This is a genomic window from Zhongshania marina (assembly GCF_002915595.1).
Taxonomy (GTDB): domain Bacteria; phylum Pseudomonadota; class Gammaproteobacteria; order Pseudomonadales; family Spongiibacteraceae; genus Spongiibacter; species Spongiibacter marinus_B.
Window position 1 is genome coordinate 78,487 of the sequence record NZ_PQGG01000010.1, and the last position, 18,660, is coordinate 97,146.

Annotated in this window: 19 protein-coding genes; 4 read left to right on the forward strand and 15 right to left on the reverse strand. The window is 49.8% G+C overall.

The window, feature by feature from the left end; translation table 11 throughout:
• Positions 1 to 65: 65 nt before the first annotated feature.
• The 4 genes from C0068_RS04525 to C0068_RS04540 all read right to left on the reverse strand — a co-directional run bounded on the left by C0068_RS04525 (position 66) and on the right by C0068_RS04540 (position 4,289).
• A complete protein-coding gene (locus C0068_RS04525; protein WP_233208734.1) occupies positions 66 to 338 on the reverse strand; it encodes a GIY-YIG nuclease family protein in 273 nt (90 codons plus the stop codon).
• Positions 335 to 1,774, reverse strand: coding sequence for an exodeoxyribonuclease I (sbcB, locus tag C0068_RS04530; protein ID WP_103683299.1), 1,440 nt, complete (start codon positions 1,772 to 1,774; stop codon positions 335 to 337). Before sbcB ends, C0068_RS04525 begins: the two co-directional genes overlap by 4 nt.
• Positions 1,775 to 1,862: 88 nt before the next feature.
• Positions 1,863 to 3,380 carry a fumarate hydratase gene (locus tag C0068_RS04535; RefSeq protein ID WP_103683300.1) on the reverse strand — a complete coding sequence of 506 codons (1,518 nt, stop codon included), beginning with the start codon at positions 3,378 to 3,380 and terminating at the stop codon, positions 1,863 to 1,865.
• Between the two features lie 114 nt (positions 3,381 to 3,494).
• On the reverse strand, positions 3,495 to 4,289 hold the full coding sequence (locus tag C0068_RS04540) for a hypothetical protein (protein ID WP_146047838.1): 795 nt from the start codon (positions 4,287 to 4,289) through the stop codon (positions 3,495 to 3,497).
• A gap of 240 nt (positions 4,290 to 4,529) precedes the next feature.
• Here C0068_RS04540 and C0068_RS04545 point away from each other — a divergent pair, with 240 nt between their 5' ends.
• Positions 4,530 to 5,183, forward strand: coding sequence for a urate hydroxylase PuuD (locus C0068_RS04545; protein WP_103683302.1), 654 nt, complete (start codon positions 4,530 to 4,532; stop codon positions 5,181 to 5,183).
• 53 nt (positions 5,184 to 5,236) lie between these two features.
• On the opposite strand, the gene C0068_RS04550 is transcribed toward C0068_RS04545, so the two are convergent.
• The 9 genes from C0068_RS04550 to C0068_RS04590 form a co-directional block, all read right to left on the reverse strand.
• Positions 5,237 to 5,602, reverse strand: coding sequence for a CoA-binding protein (locus C0068_RS04550; RefSeq protein ID WP_103683303.1), 366 nt, complete (start codon positions 5,600 to 5,602; stop codon positions 5,237 to 5,239).
• A 65-nt stretch (positions 5,603 to 5,667) separates the two neighbouring features.
• Positions 5,668 to 6,213 (reverse strand): CC0125/CC1285 family lipoprotein, encoded by a 546-nt coding sequence (locus C0068_RS04555; protein ID WP_103683304.1) that lies wholly within the window; start codon positions 6,211 to 6,213, stop codon positions 5,668 to 5,670.
• 125 nt (positions 6,214 to 6,338) lie between these two features.
• Positions 6,339 to 6,767, reverse strand: a complete 429-nt coding sequence (locus tag C0068_RS04560; protein WP_103683305.1) for a potassium channel family protein — start codon at positions 6,765 to 6,767, stop codon at positions 6,339 to 6,341.
• 15 nt (positions 6,768 to 6,782) lie between these two features.
• Positions 6,783 to 7,727 (reverse strand): D-hexose-6-phosphate mutarotase, encoded by a 945-nt coding sequence (locus C0068_RS04565; protein ID WP_103683306.1) that lies wholly within the window; start codon positions 7,725 to 7,727, stop codon positions 6,783 to 6,785.
• Between the two features lie 43 nt (positions 7,728 to 7,770).
• Positions 7,771 to 8,394, reverse strand: a complete 624-nt coding sequence (locus C0068_RS04570; RefSeq protein ID WP_103683307.1) for a class I SAM-dependent methyltransferase — start codon at positions 8,392 to 8,394, stop codon at positions 7,771 to 7,773.
• A gap of 317 nt (positions 8,395 to 8,711) precedes the next feature.
• On the reverse strand, positions 8,712 to 11,516 hold the full coding sequence (locus C0068_RS04575) for a thrombospondin type 3 repeat-containing protein (RefSeq protein ID WP_103683308.1): 2,805 nt from the start codon (positions 11,514 to 11,516) through the stop codon (positions 8,712 to 8,714).
• 236 nt (positions 11,517 to 11,752) lie between these two features.
• The gene (gene groL, locus C0068_RS04580; RefSeq protein WP_199176116.1) at positions 11,753 to 13,408 is read right to left on the reverse strand and encodes a chaperonin GroEL; all 1,656 of its coding nucleotides are present in this window, start codon (positions 13,406 to 13,408) and stop codon (positions 11,753 to 11,755) included.
• 55 nt (positions 13,409 to 13,463) lie between these two features.
• Positions 13,464 to 13,754 carry a co-chaperone GroES gene (locus tag C0068_RS04585; RefSeq protein ID WP_103683310.1) on the reverse strand — a complete coding sequence of 97 codons (291 nt, stop codon included), beginning with the start codon at positions 13,752 to 13,754 and terminating at the stop codon, positions 13,464 to 13,466.
• Positions 13,755 to 13,987: 233 nt separating this feature from the next.
• The gene (locus C0068_RS04590) at positions 13,988 to 14,497 is read right to left on the reverse strand and encodes an FxsA family protein (RefSeq protein ID WP_103683311.1); all 510 of its coding nucleotides are present in this window, start codon (positions 14,495 to 14,497) and stop codon (positions 13,988 to 13,990) included.
• A gap of 177 nt (positions 14,498 to 14,674) precedes the next feature.
• Between C0068_RS04590 and C0068_RS04595 the strand changes: the two genes are divergently transcribed.
• From C0068_RS04595 to C0068_RS04605, 3 genes are read left to right on the forward strand one after another with little or no spacing between them, the layout of a single operon-like run.
• Positions 14,675 to 15,685, forward strand: coding sequence for a phospholipase A (locus C0068_RS04595; protein ID WP_103683312.1), 1,011 nt, complete (start codon positions 14,675 to 14,677; stop codon positions 15,683 to 15,685).
• A 28-nt stretch (positions 15,686 to 15,713) separates the two neighbouring features.
• Positions 15,714 to 16,373, forward strand: a complete 660-nt coding sequence (locus C0068_RS04600) for a carbonic anhydrase (protein WP_103683313.1) — start codon at positions 15,714 to 15,716, stop codon at positions 16,371 to 16,373.
• A gap of 22 nt (positions 16,374 to 16,395) precedes the next feature.
• Complete coding sequence (locus C0068_RS04605; protein ID WP_103683314.1) at positions 16,396 to 16,704, forward strand: MGMT family protein; 309 nt, start codon at positions 16,396 to 16,398, stop codon at positions 16,702 to 16,704.
• Positions 16,705 to 16,732: 28 nt separating this feature from the next.
• On the opposite strand, the gene rrtA is transcribed toward C0068_RS04605, so the two are convergent.
• Both rrtA and C0068_RS04615 read right to left on the reverse strand, forming a co-directional pair.
• Entirely contained in the window at positions 16,733 to 17,347 is a 615-nt protein-coding gene (rrtA, locus tag C0068_RS04610; RefSeq protein WP_103683315.1) for a rhombosortase, read from the reverse strand.
• The gene (locus C0068_RS04615; RefSeq protein ID WP_103683316.1) at positions 17,347 to 18,621 is read right to left on the reverse strand and encodes an AmpG family muropeptide MFS transporter; all 1,275 of its coding nucleotides are present in this window, start codon (positions 18,619 to 18,621) and stop codon (positions 17,347 to 17,349) included. The genes rrtA and C0068_RS04615 overlap by 1 nt, the downstream gene beginning before the upstream one ends.
• Positions 18,622 to 18,660 lie beyond the last annotated feature (39 nt).

The following is an 18,660-nucleotide window of genomic DNA, read 5'->3' on the forward strand; positions in this document are numbered from 1 at the left end:
AGTTAGCCGCGCATTATCGCCTTTATCTTCGGCATGGGAAAGCGGCGTTTCAAAGCATAGTGGCATTAGGGACATTGGCGAGACTTTACTGAGATCAACGCATCTTTTTCACTGCGACGTAGCTTTTTAATTGCGGCTTCACGCTGGGATGCAGTAGAGCGATTCTCCGCCGGCTCGCGATACACAATTGCCTCAGCCGGGTCACCGCGAAAGAAGCGCGCGCCGCGCCCACCCTCTCCACAATGTTCTCTAAATCTACGTTCTGGATCTGTACTAATGCCGGTATAGAGCTTGCCACTGCGGCTGCGCACCATATACACCCACCACGCCGAACTCACAAACCCTCTTGCTCCAAGGCATCGGCGTAGTCATTTAGTTCGCTCAAAATCATGGCGTCTTTGCTTGAGCTTCGCTCCCCCGCTAGCGTCACTAAACGCTGACGAAATTCAGTAAAGCCCAATTGACCTTGCTCCGGTTCCCGCAGGCACCGGCGGCAGAAGCTACGCCACTTTTCGCGTTCAGAATCAGACAAACTCATGGGGAAATTGCGAGCGCGATAGCGCCACAACAATTCAGGTAGGCGAGCATCCTTAAAATGATAACTCTGCATGGCGAGAATATCTGGGGTTGCCCGCCGAACCTCATCCATCATTTTTTTATCGTCGCCGTTAAAAAAGCCGCCGCCGTATAACATCACATCGGGGTCGTTGCTTTCGGCAAACTGGCGCGCAGCAAATATCTTCTGCAGTTTTTCTTGCACACCCTGAGCCTTGTGGAGCTGCGCCCAATGACGACGACACTGGCCCATATCAATTTGCAGACGCTGACTCACCGCCTCATCCAACAATTTTGCAGTGGCAACAATAGGTGCACGGTTGATATGGATTTCCTTGAGCGGGATGCGCTCTGCGCCCTCGGGTAAATCGGCGGTGGCGCTGAATACCCGCGCAGCAATATCCTCCGCTGACAGCTCAATCAAAGGTGTGGGATCAACACTTAAATCATAAACAATAACGCTGTTTTTATTTTCTGGGTGCAATGCTAAGGGCATCATCAAAGCAGAACAAAACTTAGCCGCAGGCAAACGCCCAGAAACATGCAGAACCGGCACCTGAGTAACAACATCCAACATTGCCGCCACGCTGCGTTTATCACGCAAACTTAATGCGTATTCAAATAGCTTGGGTTGGCGCTGCTTTAGTAGTTTCGCCAAATCGATAGTTGCATACACATCGGATAAGGCATCGTGGGCAGATTCATGACTAAGCCCATTGGCCGCACTTAACTCTTCCAGCCTAAAACTTGGCGTACCGTCCTCGCGTAAAGGCCATTCAATGCCTTCTGGCCGCAAAGCGCGACACAGGCGCGCAACGTCGATTAAATCCCAGCGGGAGTTTCCGTTTTGCCACTCCCGTGCATAGGGATCGTAAAAATTGCGGTACAGCGTATAACGCGTCACCTCATCGTCAAAACGAATACTGTTGTAGCCCACGCCGCAGGTGCCCGGCTGAGACAATTCTGTGTGAACAGTCGCGATAAACTCTGCCTCGGACACCCCTTCCTGCAAGGCCTGCTGGGGAGTAATACCGGTGATTAAACAGGCTTCGGGATGGGGGAGGTAATCTGGGCTTGGTCGCGCATAGACCATCAAGGGATCGCCGATGATATTAAGTTCAGCGTCGGTTCGCACACCGGCAAATTGCACCGGTCGATCGCGGGCGGGATTCGCACCCCAGGTTTCGTAATCGTGCCAGTAGAAGGTTTGATTGGCCAAATTGTACTCCCCTAGATGCTAAACGGGAGACAGGAGACGCAAACACAATCGCGTTTACCGTCTCCCATCAAGCGTCCTCAGCCCGACGTCAGACTACTTCTATCGCTTGCTCTTCTATTTTAGCCTTCCAAATTTGGGGGCCAATTTTATGCACCGACTCGCCGCGAACATCGACAGCCACGGTAACCGGCATGTCTTCTATAGTGAACTCATAGATTGCTTCCATTCCGAGCTCGGGGAAGCCAACTACTTCAGACTTTTTAATTGCCTGCGCCACCAAATACGCCGCGCCGCCCACCGCCATTAAGTAAGTAGCACCGAACTCTTTAATGGCTTCAATAGCCACATCGCCACGCTCGGACTTACCAATCATGCCCATTAAACCAGTTTCGGCCAACATAGTGCGGGTAAATTTATCCATCCGCGTCGCAGTGGTTGGGCCTGCAGGGCCAACGACTTCATCACGCACCGGGTCAACTGGTCCTACGTAGTATATGAAGCGACCTTTCAAATCCACCGGTAGTTCTTCACCCTTGGCGAGCATATCGACCATTTTCTTATGGGCGGCGTCGCGGCCGGTAAGCATTTTGCCGCTAAGCAAAATCGTATCGCCGGGCTTCCACGTTGCCATTTCTTCTTGGGTAACGGTGTCTAAATTAACGCGCTTAACGTCACCACCAGCTTCGCGGGTCACTTCTGGCCATTCATCTAACGAAGGCGGCTTAAGTGCTGCTGGACCACTGCCATCTAAGGTGAAGTGTGCGTGGCGGGTCGCCGCGCAGTTTGGAATCATGGCAACAGCTTTATTTGCCGCATGGGTGGGAAATTCTTTTACTTTAACGTCCAAAACCGTCGTTAAACCACCGAGACCTTGGGCACCAATGCCGAGCTTGTTTACTTTTTCAAACAGCTCTAAACGCAGTTCTTCGCCGCGGTTACTGGCTCCGCGTTTTTGCAGATCGTGAATATCAATCGGATCTAACAAGGCTTCTTTAGCAATAATCATCGCTTTTTCAGCCGTGCCACCAATACCGATACCCAACATACCCGGTGGACACCAACCAGCACCCATGGTCGGTACCATTTTCAGCACCCAATCAACTACTGAGTCAGAGGGGTTCAACATGGCGAATTTCGACTTTGCCTCTGAACCGCCGCCCTTGGCTGCAACGTGAACCTCGACGGTATCGCCAGGAACGATCTCGTAGTGAATAACAGCGGGGGTATTATCTTTGGTATTGGTACGCGCACCATCTGGGTCGGCCAAAATTGAGGCGCGCAGCACGTTATCTGGCAGATTGTATGCGCGGCGCACACCTTCATTAACCATATCGGTCACGCCCATTGCACCTTCCCACTGCACATTCATTCCCACGGTCAAGAAAACCGTCACAATACCGGTATCTTGGCAGATCGGGCGCTTACCCTCTGCACACATACGAGAATTAATTAGGATTTGCGCCATCGCATCTTTCGCGGCGGGGTTTTGCTCGCGCTGGTAGGCTTCATCCATTGCGCGGATAAAATCTACAGGGTGGTAATAAGAGATATATTGCAGCGCGTCGGCCACACTTTGAATAAGGTCATCTTGACGGATTACGGTCATTGGAAGACTCCAGCTAAATGATTGGCGACAGCGCCCAGAACGGCGGCAGAGTATACACCAGCTGGACGGCGGTAGTGTAGCGCAAAGGGCCACGCCACCGCACGCGGTCGCAAATTAACGCGGAGTTGGACTACCAGAATGGTACTGGGTCATGGTTTGGCGCATTGATTCAATGTCGCGATTAACCTGCTTGCGGAAGGCATTAACAGAATCCAACCACTCTTCATTTTGAGTTATACGGCGCTCAACATCCTTAACTCGTGCATCCAAGCCGCCACCTGAGGCCACCTGCTTACCCATATTCAGCAGCTCTTTACGATTCACCTCTGCCTGGGCAATGGCTCTGTCTAACTTACCAGACATCGAGGTAATGGATTCACGGTCACTATTATAAGACTTAGATATTTTGCTAAGTTGCTCTTCGCTAGTCTTAAGCTTGGCTTCTAAAGCAACAATGCGCTTAACGGCCTTATCCATCTCAGACTGTTGTTTGCCTAAAGTAGCATCGTGCTTGGCTAGCTCGTCCTGCTGCTTTTTCCAAACATTGTCCCAGAGCTTGCGAACCTCCTGATCTAATTCCTTCAATTTAACAGAAGTGGTCACCGTGCTTTCGCTAATGCTTTCATCTGCCGATGAGAGGCGCATTTCCAAGGCATCTAAACGATCCTGGCTGGCCAATAGCTGGGTCTGCGTAGTGTTTAATTGGCCGTACAAATAATAAGAAACACCAGCAAGCAACAAAACCAGTGCCGTTAGCATAAACATGACAAAACCGCCGCTGCCACTCGCTGGCGCGTCCGCAGCAGGAGGGGCGGCCGCCGGAGCAGGCTTTTTCATCGCAGCGCGCTGCGCGATGTCCTCATCATCTATAGAGAGTGAAATTTTTGGTTCCTGTCTGTCCGTAGTCACGCTTATTAACTCACTGTATTTTGAAAGAGGTAAAAGAAGAGGCATTATGACACTGGCATGCTGGGGGTTAAAGCACCGGCCGAGGCATTTGAGTCTTATTCGCTACCCAAGTTCATTGGCTTTGCTATACTTTAGCGGTTTTAGTGTTGCACACTGCGTAAAGACCGCGCCTAATAGCGCTTTACACAGCCGAACAACAATAAAAACCAACGACACCAACACGAAAAAGAGGGTACTTTCATGGATGCATTTATTTCACCAGATTTATTGCTGCGCTGGCTTCACGTCCTGTTCGGCATCGCTTGGATTGGCTTACTGTATTATTTCAACTTTGTGCAAACAGAGTACTTCAAAGAAGCTGAAGCCGCCGCAAAAGCGGATGCCGTCAAAAAATTAGCACCCAGAGCCCTGTGGTGGTTCCGCTGGGGCGCCATGTTTACCTTCCTAACCGGCCTAGGCTTGCTGCACTTCACAATGGCCCGCGGCCTGAATGGCTACATCATTATCGGCGCGCTAATGGGTACATTAATGTTCCTAAACGTGTGGCTGATTATTTGGCCAAACCAAAAAATCGTCTGCGGCATTGTGCCTGGTGACGCGTCAAAAGCCGCGCCTAAAGCTGGCTTGGCATCTCGCACCAACACCCTATTTTCTGCACCAATGTTGATTGGCATGCTTGGCTCTTTCCACGGCGCTGGCGCTGCAGGAGCCGCAGCGGTCAGTAAAGCTGGCACCTCTATCAGCCTAGGCTTATGGATTTGTATTGGCTTAATTGTACTGCTTGAGCTGAATGCTATTTTCGGCAAAACCGGCCCAATGACAACCGTAAAAGGCGTTGTTCATTGCAGCATTGCCTTAGCGCTAGCAATGGTTGCTCTACTACAATTCGTTTAAGTAGGTTTTAAACAAATGGGAGCCAAATCGGCTCCCTTTTTATTGCCGTGAATTTAATACTGGCCCGTTCTCAATAAGACTAAGGTACAGGCTTCTTCTACTTGAATTCCCGCGCTTTCCAAGCGCTCAGCCATCTCATCTGACTCGGTACCGGGGTTAAAGATAACGCGGCGTGGCGCCAGACTAATCAGCTGATCAAGGTCGTTTTTCAATAACTCTGGTCGAACGTAAATCGTGGCGGTATCTACTTTTTCACTCGCATCTGCAATTGAGGCAAGACACGCCACACCACTCACTGTTGGATGATATGGATTTACCGGCAATACTTTATGGCCATACTCAGTCAGCATTTGTACCGCCTTAAATGAATACCGCTCAGGCTTAGGACTTGCTCCCAACACTAATACTGTTTCTGCCATTTTCAATCCCCATATACGCAAAAACCGGGCGACAAGCGCCCGGTTCTCTGATCGACGTGCTCGATCTATTTGCTGCTGTTACCCATCCAGCGACGCAGAGTAGACGCTAACTCTTGAGCATTATAAGCCTCTGCATCATCAGGCATAGGATCTTTACCCATTTTAATTTCTAAAGACGCCTGATAGTTTGTGCGGGTAGTCGTTGACGCCACCCCACCACTCAAGCGCGATGGCGTTTGAGTGACAACCGTATCGCAGCTCACTAGACCGCAGCGCTGATAAACTGCTGTATGGCCACCAAAATCATTTACACCTGAAATACTGGTGCTACTGCGGCTTTTACTTTCTGTGTCGCGATTTACCAAATGAAACCAGTTGTAACCGTTCTGCAAGGTTAACTCAGCGGCGCGAAGCATGGCGTAGTCGTTTACGGTTTCTTTGTCAGTACGGCTATTACCGGTAAACGTAACACGGTAGCGATCACTACCCAGCTCGGTTTCGGTATAACCATAGGCGCCGCGCTCTTCAGCGGGTTGGTAGCTAGTTCCGGTGCTGCTGCACCCAACAACTAGGCCAGATAACATAACGGCAAAAATCCACTGCAAACGCATAATATTCCCCTTTCAATTACATAAATTGTGGCGATTCTATCTACTGTCGCCACTTAACTTTTACAGGGCTTATCTTACGCCTTGGAGCTGAACTGAAACTGAACGGCAGCGTGTGACGATAAATCTTAATGAATGTTTCGCCAATTGTTTTGCATTTCCATATACATAAACGAAGCTGACCAAGCGATCATCACCAGACCAATTAAAGACTCCAATCCACATAAAAACCTGAGATCACCGACCGGAACAATGTCGCCGAATCCCAATGAGGTGTACACCGTGAAAGAGAAATAAGCACAATCGAGCAAACTATCTGAAAAATTGCCTGTTAAAGTTCCGAAACCACCGTCGGCGTGCAGAAGATAATATGCCACTGAAAAAATCCACACCTCAAAGGTGTGCGCCAATAGCACCGCAATCAATGCAAGCAAAACTCGGTGGCGCGGTAAGGCTAAACGCGGCAGAAATTTTGATAGGCTAAACAAGGTCTCATAATGTATGAATACCGCTAGCGATATCACAACAATGTTAATCACACAAAGTACAACAAACATAGCAGCTTAAACCTATTAGTTAGACGATAGCCGCATAGTCGCCTGCGCCGCCTCACCCGACACGAGTTCTAACTCGTCACCAAATGCCATACCACGCTCAAGGCATACATAGTCACGGAAATATGGCCCAACATCCGCCAGCCCTGCCGCCAATGTTTGGCCCGGGTTCCAGATGACTACGGTGTCGCAAGCCTCCCCATCTATTTTAATTTTACGCGACCCATCATGTATTTGCTGACAAGCGCCAAGGGCTTCATACACGCGATCTATTTCGGCATCAAACTGCAATTCCTGATCTTGTACAAAACGCGCTAGCCCCTGGCAATTATCGAGATACTCTCGCCCTGCAATACCCTCTATTCTTACAGCATCTAATTCGCTCACTGCAAAATAACTGTGCATGGCAAAGCTTAGCGGCATTGCATCGCCACCTTCGTTCTTAATTCTTAGCGTTAGGCCTAATTCGCTCCCCATCGATACTTCTAGCTGAGCAGTGAATGGGTAGGGAAATGCCTCTAAATCATCGTCATTTGGACTAAATACAAAACGTAGATTTAAGGTTTCATCCGCATCCTGACTCACGTCACCCAAGGTCCACATTTGGGTGCGCGCAACACCGTGTTTGGGCAATTCCGGCTGCCGACGATTTACGCCAAACCACGGTAAACACTGCGGAATACCACCGCGAATCGCGTCACCGGTTTTAAATGTCGCCAAGGGGCTAAGCCACAATAAATCTTGCTTTCCATTTGGAATAAAAGACAAAACTTGTGCGCCCTGCAGGGAAATGACCGCTCGACATTTTGATGTCACACATTCTAAAACAGGAAAGTCTACCGATGTGGATACTGCAGAAAAGCCATGAGCTGGTGTAAAAACAGCGTTTGCCGCTTTCAAATATATATGGGCATTTTTTAATTCAAGTACATCTAAGCTAGAAGCCAAATCATCCGTCACCACAGCTACTCCCGACGTTCATGGTGTATAAATATTGGTTCTTACGTTATTTTTTCCGCAAGATCAGCATATCCATTGCGCCTTTTTGAAATTGGTAGGCAACGGGCTTTAACTCGGCAATATAGTCACGCTCATTAAAATACCGCAGCACACCCGGTATATGTTGCGACACTCGACCATCTAAACTTAGCAAGGGATAAACACGCACTTCTTTGGCGACCCGACTCATTTCAGTAAGGGCGTCGATATGCTGGGCCGCATCAATTTGCTCGCTGTACAAAAAAAGCAAGTGTGAACACAGCGCCAAGTCAAATTCATCATCAAAGAAAGGCAGCTCAGGTAAACTGGCTTCAATGTATCGCCCCTCTTCAAGGCCTTTTTCAAAATCGTCGAGAAAGCGATTCATTGCCGACATGCGAACAGAGCCCAAATGGCCGGGATCTTTAAAACTAGTCCAATAGTATTGTTGTGCATTACGGGCAAGTTCGGCGATCATGCCCGGATAAACGCGCTGAATGCGCCCCCGAATTTCGTCGGCAGAAAATTTATATATTGGGTCGATGGACATAATGCGACCGCCGTTTTGCGTCAGCTCCGCATTAAAGCTCGCAGGGCCATCACCGCAGCCCAAAATATGGCCTTCTAGATCCCGCTCTGACAGTGAAAACATACGGCAGTATTCGCCGTAAGATCGCCCCCATGGAACAATGGATGACAGCTCCAAAACGTCCTCGCAAAAATGTATACAGCGTCGTATTCGACGGCAATGAAATCGATGTCGGCGGGGCTAGTGTTAATTAGCACACCGTCACCTGCCGCCGAAGCGCATAAGTCATGAGATTACCAAGGCAAGTATAGTGACCGTCACGGCAACAGCACAAACAGTTTGCGTCAGGTGCACGCAATTTACGCCGATCTAACTAGGTTTTTAGTCAGGCAATACCTAAAAAGGCGACTTTTCAGCCGCCTTTAAATGGTTGAACACCTCTAAGGGAAAGGGAGCCCGTCCCCGAAGTCTGGAACGTCACCAATGGGCAGCCCACCACCGCCATCAGCCGCAGGCTCACCTACCGAGCCAGAAACATCGGCGTCGAAATCAGGCTGGCCGTCGGCCTTAACCGCAAATAGCGGTAGGCTCAAGTTTGCCGCTATATTCACCGCGACTATTGTTGCATCACGTGAGAACGCTTCTAGATACTGGGCGTGGTAGCCACTTACCCACAAACCCAGCTCATCACCCTGAGCAAGCCTCTCAGCAATCCCAACCATATCAATATCTGGGTGCTCGCCCAAACCGCGAACAGGAGCAACTTGATCGTCTAAAAGTCGCCATTCGCCACCCGCACTTCGAATCGCTACGCCGGTAAACAAGATGGCGTCACAACCAATGCGCAGAGTAGGAATACTACCCATCGCACATACGGCATCGTTGATGAGTTGCGGCGTGCTAATAGTAATATCGAGCTGCGGAATACCCGCAATAATCAAACCATTTTCATCCGTCACGCTCAGCACAGGGATTATCGCGACATCTTGACCCGGTAGATGCGCAACTTGTGCAGCAACACCATTGGGTATATTGCTTGCACTTAAATTGCTGTACTCGGTAAAACTTACGACGGTATCGTCATTCACCGAACGACGCGCCTTAAATTTATCTAGCGGAATCATCACCGCATCGTTATCGGCAAGCGATGTGCAAATCTCGTTCTCGCCACTTAAATAATCAGCGGCGGGCAAGCCGCGCAATTTTTCGTCTAGCCATGCGATGGTGGCATCGCGCTGATCAATCTCACCGCAGGCAAAATTCCCCGCCGGTGCCTGAAAATAAAGCGGCTCTGGCGTCTCACCAATAAAGCCAGAAATAATATGCCCGCTTTCATGAGTAAGCAGTCTTACCTCATGACCGGTCTCCGCAACGCGCTCACTTAAACATTGGAAATTCCACCACGCCTCGTTGAAGTTAAATAAGGTGTCGCGAATACCCTGGGTAAGCAAAACATCCACCCCCGGCTGACCACTGTATGTATTGCTGCCCGGCGCTTCATTAAATTCGCTAGTAATATTGTTGTTCAACTCACTGGCCGCAACACTGTAAGGCATGGTTGCCTGACCATTCAGCTCGCACCAATAACGAGGGCTGTGGTAGCTAAACCAATCTAATGCGTCGCGAGGGAATTCATTCGTCGCTAAGCCACGCACCAAGGTTTCCAGCACAAAGGGGTCTAGACCTCTTGCCAGCGGCGATTCTTGATTTTCTAGGCCTGGTTGATAGCTTCCCGCCGCGCCACCGGCCACTAATAACAGAGACCACGCAGATTTCACCACGTCGCCCTGATTTAAACTATAGGGCAGGTTGTGCCAAGTGATATCGGGAACCATAGCATCTAGGCGCTGCTTTTCGTCAACGCCATGAATCAGCATTTGATAACCGCCACCGTAGCTTGACCCCACCGAACCGGCTAATAGATTAACGCCGCCAGCTATACTCACCGGCGTTTCTGGCCGAGGCGCAAAGTCGCCACTGCTTTCATCACGCCAGGCCAAGTAATCTAAATTCGCTTCTGCCCAATCTAATATTTGCAGCAAGTCTAAACCCTCAAACTCGGGGTCCATTACCCTTACGGTGCCGCCGCTATCGCCAAAACCGCGCAAATCTATACTAATTACGGGATAGCCACCCGCCACCAAACGATCAATGGCATTGCCGGTGTACTCGCCACCGGTATCACTCACCCGCGCACCGCCAAAACCGTGGCCGTGCAATACCAAGGGATGCGCTGCCTGGGCGCGCTGCCCGCAATGTATTTCGGCGGGCTCAAACACTTCGAAACTGATATTTTCACCGCTGGCTGAAGGAATTTTCACCTGATAATGACGGTTTGCCGCAACGCTCGCAAAGCTGTCACCACAGGATGCATTTGTTTGCGTGGTCGCACAGCCGCTGGCATCCACACCTGCACCAGCAGCGGTATCGGCACATAAGTCCGTTTCATTGCCCACCCCGTCAGCATCGCTATCGCGATTGTCTTCTGGATCACAGGCATCGCCAATACTGTCTTCGTCTAGATCCTGTTGATCTGGATTGGCCAACATTGGGCAGTTATCAAGGGTGTTTATTACACCGTCGCTATCGCTATCTCGGCCATCTTGATCGTCGCAGGCATCACCAAGACCATCTAAATCAATATCGTCTTGCCCTGCATTTGCATCTGCGGGGCAGTTATCTACTCCATTCTCAATGCCGTCGTTATCAGCATCGTTGTCACAGACATCGCCCTCGCCATCTTCATCGGCGTCCGCCTGTCCCGGATTAGACACACTAGGGCAATTATCGCTGGCATCAAAAATACCATCCAGATCGGTATCTAACGGCTGCTCACCGCCATCACCGCCATCACCGCCATCACCGCCATCACCGCCATCACCGCCATCACCGCCATCATTATTATTCACGGGATCACAGGCATCACCAATAAGGTCGCCGTCCACGTCTGCCTGATTAGAATTCGCTGTTACTGGGCAGTTATCATTAGCATTTAGAACCCCATCGTTGTCGGCATCGCTATCGCAAGCATCACCGAAGCCATCTAAATCAGCGTCTGCCTGCCCCGCATTGCTAGCTAATGGACAATTATCAACGCTATCCCTAATACCGTCCGAATCGGAATCGAGTACTTGTTGATTACCACCGCTATTATCGGGAGCGCTAGAGCCCGAAACAGAACTTCCACCGCAGGCAGATAATACTGTGGCGAATAACAGAACGAAGAGATAACGACAGACAGACATGATGAACACCTAATACTTATTTTTATGATCTGGGATACGCGCGCGACACCCGTACTCGCTAGAACGCAACTATTACACAATATTACAATAATATGTCATCACTATACATGATGACTACAGCAAGACAAAACTTAAATACCTAGTTAGATTAAAGTCGTCAAACCTCCCACGGTCAAAATTCAGGCATAAAAAACCCCGCCGAAGCGGGGTTTCAGGTAAAGCGAGGTGGGGCTAAATCACATCATTCCGCCCATGCCACCCATACCGCCCATACCACCCATGCCGCCCATATCAGGCATACCGCCGGCTTCAGCCTTTGGTGCATCAGCAATCATGCATTCGGTGGTAATGATCAAACCAGCAACAGAACCTGCAGCCTGCAGCGCAGTACGGGTTACTTTGGCTGGGTCTAGGATACCCATTTCCATCATATCGCCGTATTCGCCAGTCCCAGCGTTGTAACCGAAGTTACCAGTACCGCTGCGCACTTTGTCCAACACAACAGACGCTTCGTCGCCAGCGTTAGTCACGATTTGACGCAATGGTGCTTCAAGTGCGCGCAGCGCAGCATTAATACCAGCAGTTTGGTCTAGGTTGTCACCTTCGATTTTGCCGATATTTGCAATGGCGCGAACCAGAGCTACACCACCGCCAGGAACCACGCCTTCTTCAACCGCTGCACGGGTTGCATGTAGCGCATCTTCAACGCGGGCTTTCTTCTCTTTCATTTCCATTTCAGTCGCTGCGCCAACCTTGATAACCGCAACGCCGCCAGCTAATTTAGCTACACGCTCTTGCAGTTTTTCACGGTCGTAGTCAGAACTGGTGTTTTCGATCTGAGTGCGAATCTCGCCAACACGGGCTTGGATTGCAGCAGCTTCGCCGGCGCCGTCAACGATCACGGTATTTTCTTTATCCATAGTAACGCGCTTAGCGGTACCAAGGTGCTCAAGAGTTGCTTGCTCAAGGTCAAGACCAACTTCTTCAGAAATAACCGTACCGCCAGTCAGAATCGCAAGATCTTGCAGCATCGCTTTACGGCGATCACCGAAGCCAGGCGCCTTACAAGCTGCAACCTTAACAATACCGCGCATGGTGTTAACAACCAGCGTTGCCAAAGCCTCGCCTTCAACGTCTTCTGCAACGATGATTAATGGACGGCTAGACTTAGCCACTTGCTCAAGTAATGGCAGCAATTCGCGAATATTAGAGATCTTTTTGTCAGCCAACAGGATGTATGGGCTGTCGTGCTCAACACTCATATTTTCAGTGTTGTTTACGAAGTAAGGAGACAGGTAACCGCGGTCAAACTGCATACCTTCAACAACGTCTAGCTCGTTCTCTAGACCTTGACCTTCTTCAACGGTGATTACGCCTTCTTTGCCAACTTTTTCCATTGCTTCTGCAATGATGTCACCAATATTAGCGTCGCTGTTTGCAGAGATAGTACCTACCTGTGCAATCGCCTTAGTGTCAGCACATGGGCTAGACAGCTTTTTAACTTCTGCAACGGCAGCGGCAATTGCCTTGTCGATACCGCGCTTGATATCCATAGGATTCATGCCGGCAGCAACTGATTTCAAGCCTTCGTTAACAATTGCCTGAGCCAATACAGTTGCAGTAGTAGTACCGTCACCGGCATCGTCAGAAGCGCGTGACGCCACTTCTTTCACCATTTGTGCGCCCATATTCTCGAGCTTATCTTCTAGCTCGATCTCTTTCGCTACAGACACACCATCTTTAGTGATGGTTGGCGCGCCGAAAGACTTTTCTAATACAACATTACGGCCCTTGGGACCCAAAGTAACTTTAACTGCGTTAGCCAGAATGTTTACACCAGCCACCATACGCTGACGCGCTTCATTGCCAAATACTACGTCTTTTGCCATGATCTTATAACCCTTTTATTAACTAACTCGTTGATTCAAAAGAAATCTTGTGTCGGCCTTAGGCCTCTACTACACCAAAGATTTCTGATTCATTCAGAACGATCAGCTCTTCGCCGTCGACTTTTACAGTGCTACCCGAGTACTGACCAAAAATGACTACGTCGCCGGTTTTTACGCCAACTGGACGCAATTCACCGCTTTCAAGCAATTTGCCTTCGCCAACAGCAAGCACTTCACCTTGGTTTGGCTTTTCTTTAGCTGAACCAGGCAGAACAATACCGCCAGCGCTAGTTTTTTCTTCTTCCTTACGACGGACAACAACGCGATCGTATAACGGACGAATTTTCATTTTTATCAATCTCCATTAAATCAATGATTTAGAATTTTTTGACCGGGTAAACCGGCATCAGCCCAAATACTAAAGGCTCTTACACCTGCAAGCATTTTGACCTGAAACCCCTTTCATACGGATCAGAGCGCATTGATGCTCCGACTGGGAAAACCAAGTGCAATCACCAAGTCACCGTGGGCTGTGCTGTAAATGGGGTTGTTGAAAGGCATTTCAAGAGCCGATCACGAAAATTATTCTTCTTTTTTGTATTCACCTTCGATAATGACGTTCTCGCCGCCCTTACCTTCGCTAGACGCATTGTGAACCTGCGAACTTGGGCCCGCGCCAAACTCTTGATTCGCTGCACCAAATGGACTGTCGCCTCCGTGAAATTGGTTCATTTGAACCTGCATTACACCGCGTTTAATCAAGGCTGCAATCAGCAAACGACGCAGCGGGGCAATAAGACACACAAAACCAATAGCGTCAGTTACAAAGCCTGGAGTGAGTAATAGTGCACCACCCACCGCCAGCATCAAGCCTTCTAGGATCTCTGTTGCGGGAACCTGCCCAGAATTCAAACGCTGCTGCGCGCGGGTTAAGGTATCTATCCCCTGCTGTTTTAACAGGGCAGCACCAATAACAGCCGTAGTAGCCACCATTGCTATGGTCGGAAAGGCGCCAATAACCGTACCCACTTTAATAAGCAACCACATCTCTAGAATGGGTAGACCAATAAACATCACGAATAAAAATCGCATTACAAACTCACTCAGCTCAGGCTTTCTTAAGATGTTGGGGTATTAGCGGCAAATTCAAGCGCTGCGCTGGTGAACACAGGCCTATGTGTAATAGCCTGTAAAAACTCCGTCACAATCCGCCGCTTTGGTTTACAATTGACAGCTGTTATCCGCAGAACATAGGAGAAAAATAGCCCAATGCGATTTCGTCGTTTATTCGCACTGCTTATGTTCTACATGGGACAAAGCCACGCGCAAACCATCGACAACACCGCCGAGTGCCTGCAACTGGCAAGTCAGTCCGCGGCGGAATCCACCACCATCGGTGAACTCCGTACTTTTTGCAACTCAGCCCAAAACTGGACAAGCAAAAATCAACAAGCGCCATCCCGCGACGCCACCGCACGTACTCGACACAGCGGTGTGATCGGAGAGCGCTTTGCTTTAGAGCAATTCACCCTCGACAACCCTTTCGTACTGACACCACACAGAACCAATTACATATTGCCGGTGTCCTACCGCGACGATATTTCAGACTACAGCGGCTTTCTCGCCAACAATAGCGCCGAACCCGACAGCATTGAATTAGAATTCCAACTGAGCATAAAACTCACCCTGTGGGAGGAGGTTTTTAAGGACAAGGGCTATTTGAGTGTTGGCTATACCAATCGCTCATTTTGGCAGGCATACAATAGCGCAGCATCTGCCCCATTCAGGGAAACCAACCACGAACCCGAGTTAATGCTAACCTTCGCAAACGACTGGGAGTGGATGGGCATACGCAACGTCGCAAATCAGTTTATCTTCAACCACCAGTCCAACGGCCGCGGCGAACCGCTGTCTCGGAGCTGGAATCGCATTATGTTAAATATGGTATTTGAACGGGATCGCTTCGCGATGTCATTCAAACCCTGGTACCGGCTGCCGGAATCGTCAGATGACGACGACAATCCAGACATCGAAAAATACCTCGGCCATTTTGAATGGATGGGTATTTACCAGTGGCACAACAGAACCCTCAGCATCATGCTGCGCAATAATTTACGCAGCGAGAGCAAAGGCGCTGTTGAACTAGGCTGGAGCTTCCCAATAAGCTCGCGGGTAAAGGCCTACGTTAAGTACTTTAATGGCTACGGAGAGAGCCTAATTGAATACAATAACGCCATCGAAAGTATCGGTATTGGTGTACTGATCAGCGACTGGCTATAAGCAAACCTCACACAACGGGAACCTACATATGATCACTGCACAAGAAGCATTAACACGGCTAAAAGAAGGCAATGCCCGCTTTGTCAAAAATGTGAATAGCGATGTTGCCAGCGTTATCCAAACCAAACGGCCCGAGCTAGTCGAAGTTCAAGCCCCCCTAGCCATCGTTCTGGGTTGTTCTGATGCGCGGGTGCCTGCAGAGCTAGTCTTCGACCAAAGCTTAGGCGATTTATTTGTGATTCGTGTTGCCGGCAATGTCGTCGCACCCTCTGGTATCGGCAGTGTCGAATTTGCGGCATTGAATTTTGGCACGCCGCTAGTTGTCGTCCTAGGTCACTCTCGCTGCGGGGCTATCTCGGCCACCGTTGACGTGCTGACCGGCAATAGCAAAATTCCATCGCAAAACCTGCACTCCATCGTCAAGCGCATTCGCCCTGCGGTTGAAACGCTACTCTGCACAGAGCTACGTCACGACCACAAAGCGCTGATAGAGCAATCGGTGCGCGCCAATGTACGGGCCTCGGTAGAACACCTCAGCAGCGGTTCATCCACGCTGGAGAACCTCATCAACGAAGGCAAACTCTTGGTAGTCGGCGCGGAATATTCTCTAGAAACCGGCGAAGTTGATTTCTTCTATGAAGATTACTGGGAGCGCACCCGTAACCTAGAAGCCGAGAGCAACAGCTAAAAAACCCTACTAGCGCTGCGCAATGAAGGACGAAGCAAGCCAGCAAATCTACGCAGCCATTCACAGCGTCCCCATGGGGCGCTTGTGTAGCTACGGCAAAATTGCCGAACTGGCCGGCCAACCGGGCAAGGCCCGCCACGTAGGACGTTTACTCAGCCAACTCCCCAAAGACACTCGCCTACCGTGGTTTAGAATCGTAAACAGCCAAGGCAAAATCAGCTTCCCGCATGGTAGCGACAGCTATCAGCGGCAATTAAGTCATTTAATAGAAGAGTCGAGTGCGGAGGAATCAGGTCGCCTTCACTGGCGGCAATGTCGCTGGCCGGAGTAATCTCAATTTACGACCGTCAGTATATTTATTATGAACGCGATTCGCGTAACGCCCTGACCATTGCATACCGGCAAAGCATTATTAGTACACCAGCTAACACCCCCACAAAATGCGCCTCAACGGCAACCGGCACACCAATGCGAGCAGCGACCCCCGCTAATGTTTCGGGAGCAAAATAATCTCGCATTAATTTAAGGGCCAAGATCAGTAAAACTGCCCAGGCCCAATAGTGACGAGCGCGAATCAAAGTCACCGCGCCGACAAAAAGCATGCCGTACACTACCGCTGATATGCCTAAATAATAATCGTATGAACGCAATAGAATGTGGATCAACACACCTGTAAGCACGGTGCAGAAAAACAGATGAAAAATAAATTCTCTCTCGCTACATCCAGCTATCAACAACAGTCGACACAGCACTAGCGCTGCCATATTCGGAAGTAAATGCGCAAAATTATTGTGCACCAATTGACCGCTAACTATACGCCACCACTGGCCGTCTTCGACTAGCTCGCGCTGATAAGACAAATCAAACTGGGTATGGAAAAAATATAAAATGATTAGCGCAATTAGAAAAAGTGCCGTTGGCCAAAAACGACGAAGCAAGCCCTTGGCACTAAACTTTATTTTGGAGGCATTCATCAAGCCGGCTTTTCTAGCTCTGATTTAGATTCTGACCAAGGCGCGACTTTAAGCAACATCACCATACCGGGTATGGCAACTGCCGTGCACAGCAGGTAAAAATTTGTCCAACCCACTGACTCCACGATAATACCCGTGGTCGCATTCGCAAATGTGCGAGGCAAGGCCGCGAGTGCGGTGAACAAGGCAAACTGTGTTGCGGCATAGGCTGGCATGGTCGCGCGGGCAATAAAGGCAGTAAAGGCGGCAGTGCCCAAACCCACTCCAAGATACTCAAAAACAATCACCCCCGCCAAAGCCATGCGGTTGGGACCAATTTCTGCCAAGGCCGCAAAACCCAAAATACTCAGCACCTGCACCACCCCAAACAACCACAGCGCGCGGTTAATGCCGAGGCGAATCATAATCACCCCGCCCGCCAAACCGCCGATAATCGCCGCGGTTAAAGACGCAGTTTTAGCAATAGTGCCAATCTCGGTGAGGGTAAAACCCAAATCCAAATAAAAGGGTGACGACAGGGCTGTCGCCATATTGTCGCCAAGTTTGTACAAGAATAAAAACAGTAATAAATACAGGGCGCTGGCCCAACCTTTGCGATTTACAAACTCCCTAAATGGCTCAACCACCGCCGCCCGCAGGCTTAATGGCGCAACGCTGGCATCTACCGCTTCATCAATCCATATGGTCGCCACCACCGCGATCATCATAAATCCAGCCATCACAATAAAGACCGTACTCCACGGCAAGTAATCGCCAAGAATAACGCCGATGGAACCCGGTACTAATCCCGCTAAGCGATAGGCCTGCACATGAATAGCATTACCCAGACCAAGCTCATCATCGTGTAAAAGCTCGCGACGGTATGCATCTAAAACTACATCCTGACTGGCGCTGCAAAACGCCACCGCCGCCGCGCCGTAGGCAACTAAACCCACAGAAAATACCGGATCAATAAAACCCAATACCGCAATCGAGATGATGAGACCAATCTGGGTAATCAGCATCCAGCCCCGCCGCCGCCCTAAAAACGGCGGCACATAGCGGTCCATCAAAGGCGCCCAGACGAACTTCCAATTGTAGGGAAAGCCCACCAGCGCGAATAAGCCGATTTCCGTCAGCCCCACCCCTTCGCTGCGCAGCCACGCCGGCACCAATTGAATTAAAAAATACAAGGGTAGACCGGATGCAAAACCGGTTAAAACGCAGATGAACATATGACGATTAAAAATCGCCTTATGCCAAGGCAGTGCCGATATCGGCTGCTGATCACTCATAGGGGATTCCACAAAAACGATGGCTTCATTCTGGCGACC

What these genes read in the sequence shown, in the direction of transcription:
- C0068_RS04595 (WP_103683312.1), top strand. Translation starts at nt 14,675, where the DNA reads ATGCGATTTCGTCGTTTATTCGCACTGCTTATGTTCTACATGGGACAA.
- C0068_RS04550 (WP_103683303.1), bottom strand. Translation starts at nt 5,602, where the DNA reads ATGGCAGAAACAGTATTAGTGTTGGGAGCAAGTCCTAAGCCTGAGCGG.
- C0068_RS04575 (WP_103683308.1), bottom strand. Translation starts at nt 11,516, where the DNA reads ATGTCTGTCTGTCGTTATCTCTTCGTTCTGTTATTCGCCACAGTATTA.
- C0068_RS04560 (WP_103683305.1), bottom strand. Translation starts at nt 6,767, where the DNA reads ATGTTTGTTGTACTTTGTGTGATTAACATTGTTGTGATATCGCTAGCG.
- C0068_RS04545 (WP_103683302.1), top strand. Translation starts at nt 4,530, where the DNA reads ATGGATGCATTTATTTCACCAGATTTATTGCTGCGCTGGCTTCACGTC.
- C0068_RS04590 (WP_103683311.1), bottom strand. Translation starts at nt 14,497, where the DNA reads ATGCGATTTTTATTCGTGATGTTTATTGGTCTACCCATTCTAGAGATG.
- C0068_RS04555 (WP_103683304.1), bottom strand. Translation starts at nt 6,213, where the DNA reads ATGCGTTTGCAGTGGATTTTTGCCGTTATGTTATCTGGCCTAGTTGTT.
- C0068_RS04605 (WP_103683314.1), top strand. Translation starts at nt 16,396, where the DNA reads ATGAAGGACGAAGCAAGCCAGCAAATCTACGCAGCCATTCACAGCGTC.
- C0068_RS04535 (WP_103683300.1), bottom strand. Translation starts at nt 3,380, where the DNA reads ATGACCGTAATCCGTCAAGATGACCTTATTCAAAGTGTGGCCGACGCG.
- C0068_RS04615 (WP_103683316.1), bottom strand. Translation starts at nt 18,621, where the DNA reads ATGAGTGATCAGCAGCCGATATCGGCACTGCCTTGGCATAAGGCGATT.
- rrtA (WP_103683315.1), bottom strand. Translation starts at nt 17,347, where the DNA reads ATGAATGCCTCCAAAATAAAGTTTAGTGCCAAGGGCTTGCTTCGTCGT.
- C0068_RS04570 (WP_103683307.1), bottom strand. Translation starts at nt 8,394, where the DNA reads ATGTTTTCACTGTCAGAGCGGGATCTAGAAGGCCATATTTTGGGCTGC.
- C0068_RS04585 (WP_103683310.1), bottom strand. Translation starts at nt 13,754, where the DNA reads ATGAAAATTCGTCCGTTATACGATCGCGTTGTTGTCCGTCGTAAGGAA.
- C0068_RS04600 (WP_103683313.1), top strand. Translation starts at nt 15,714, where the DNA reads ATGATCACTGCACAAGAAGCATTAACACGGCTAAAAGAAGGCAATGCC.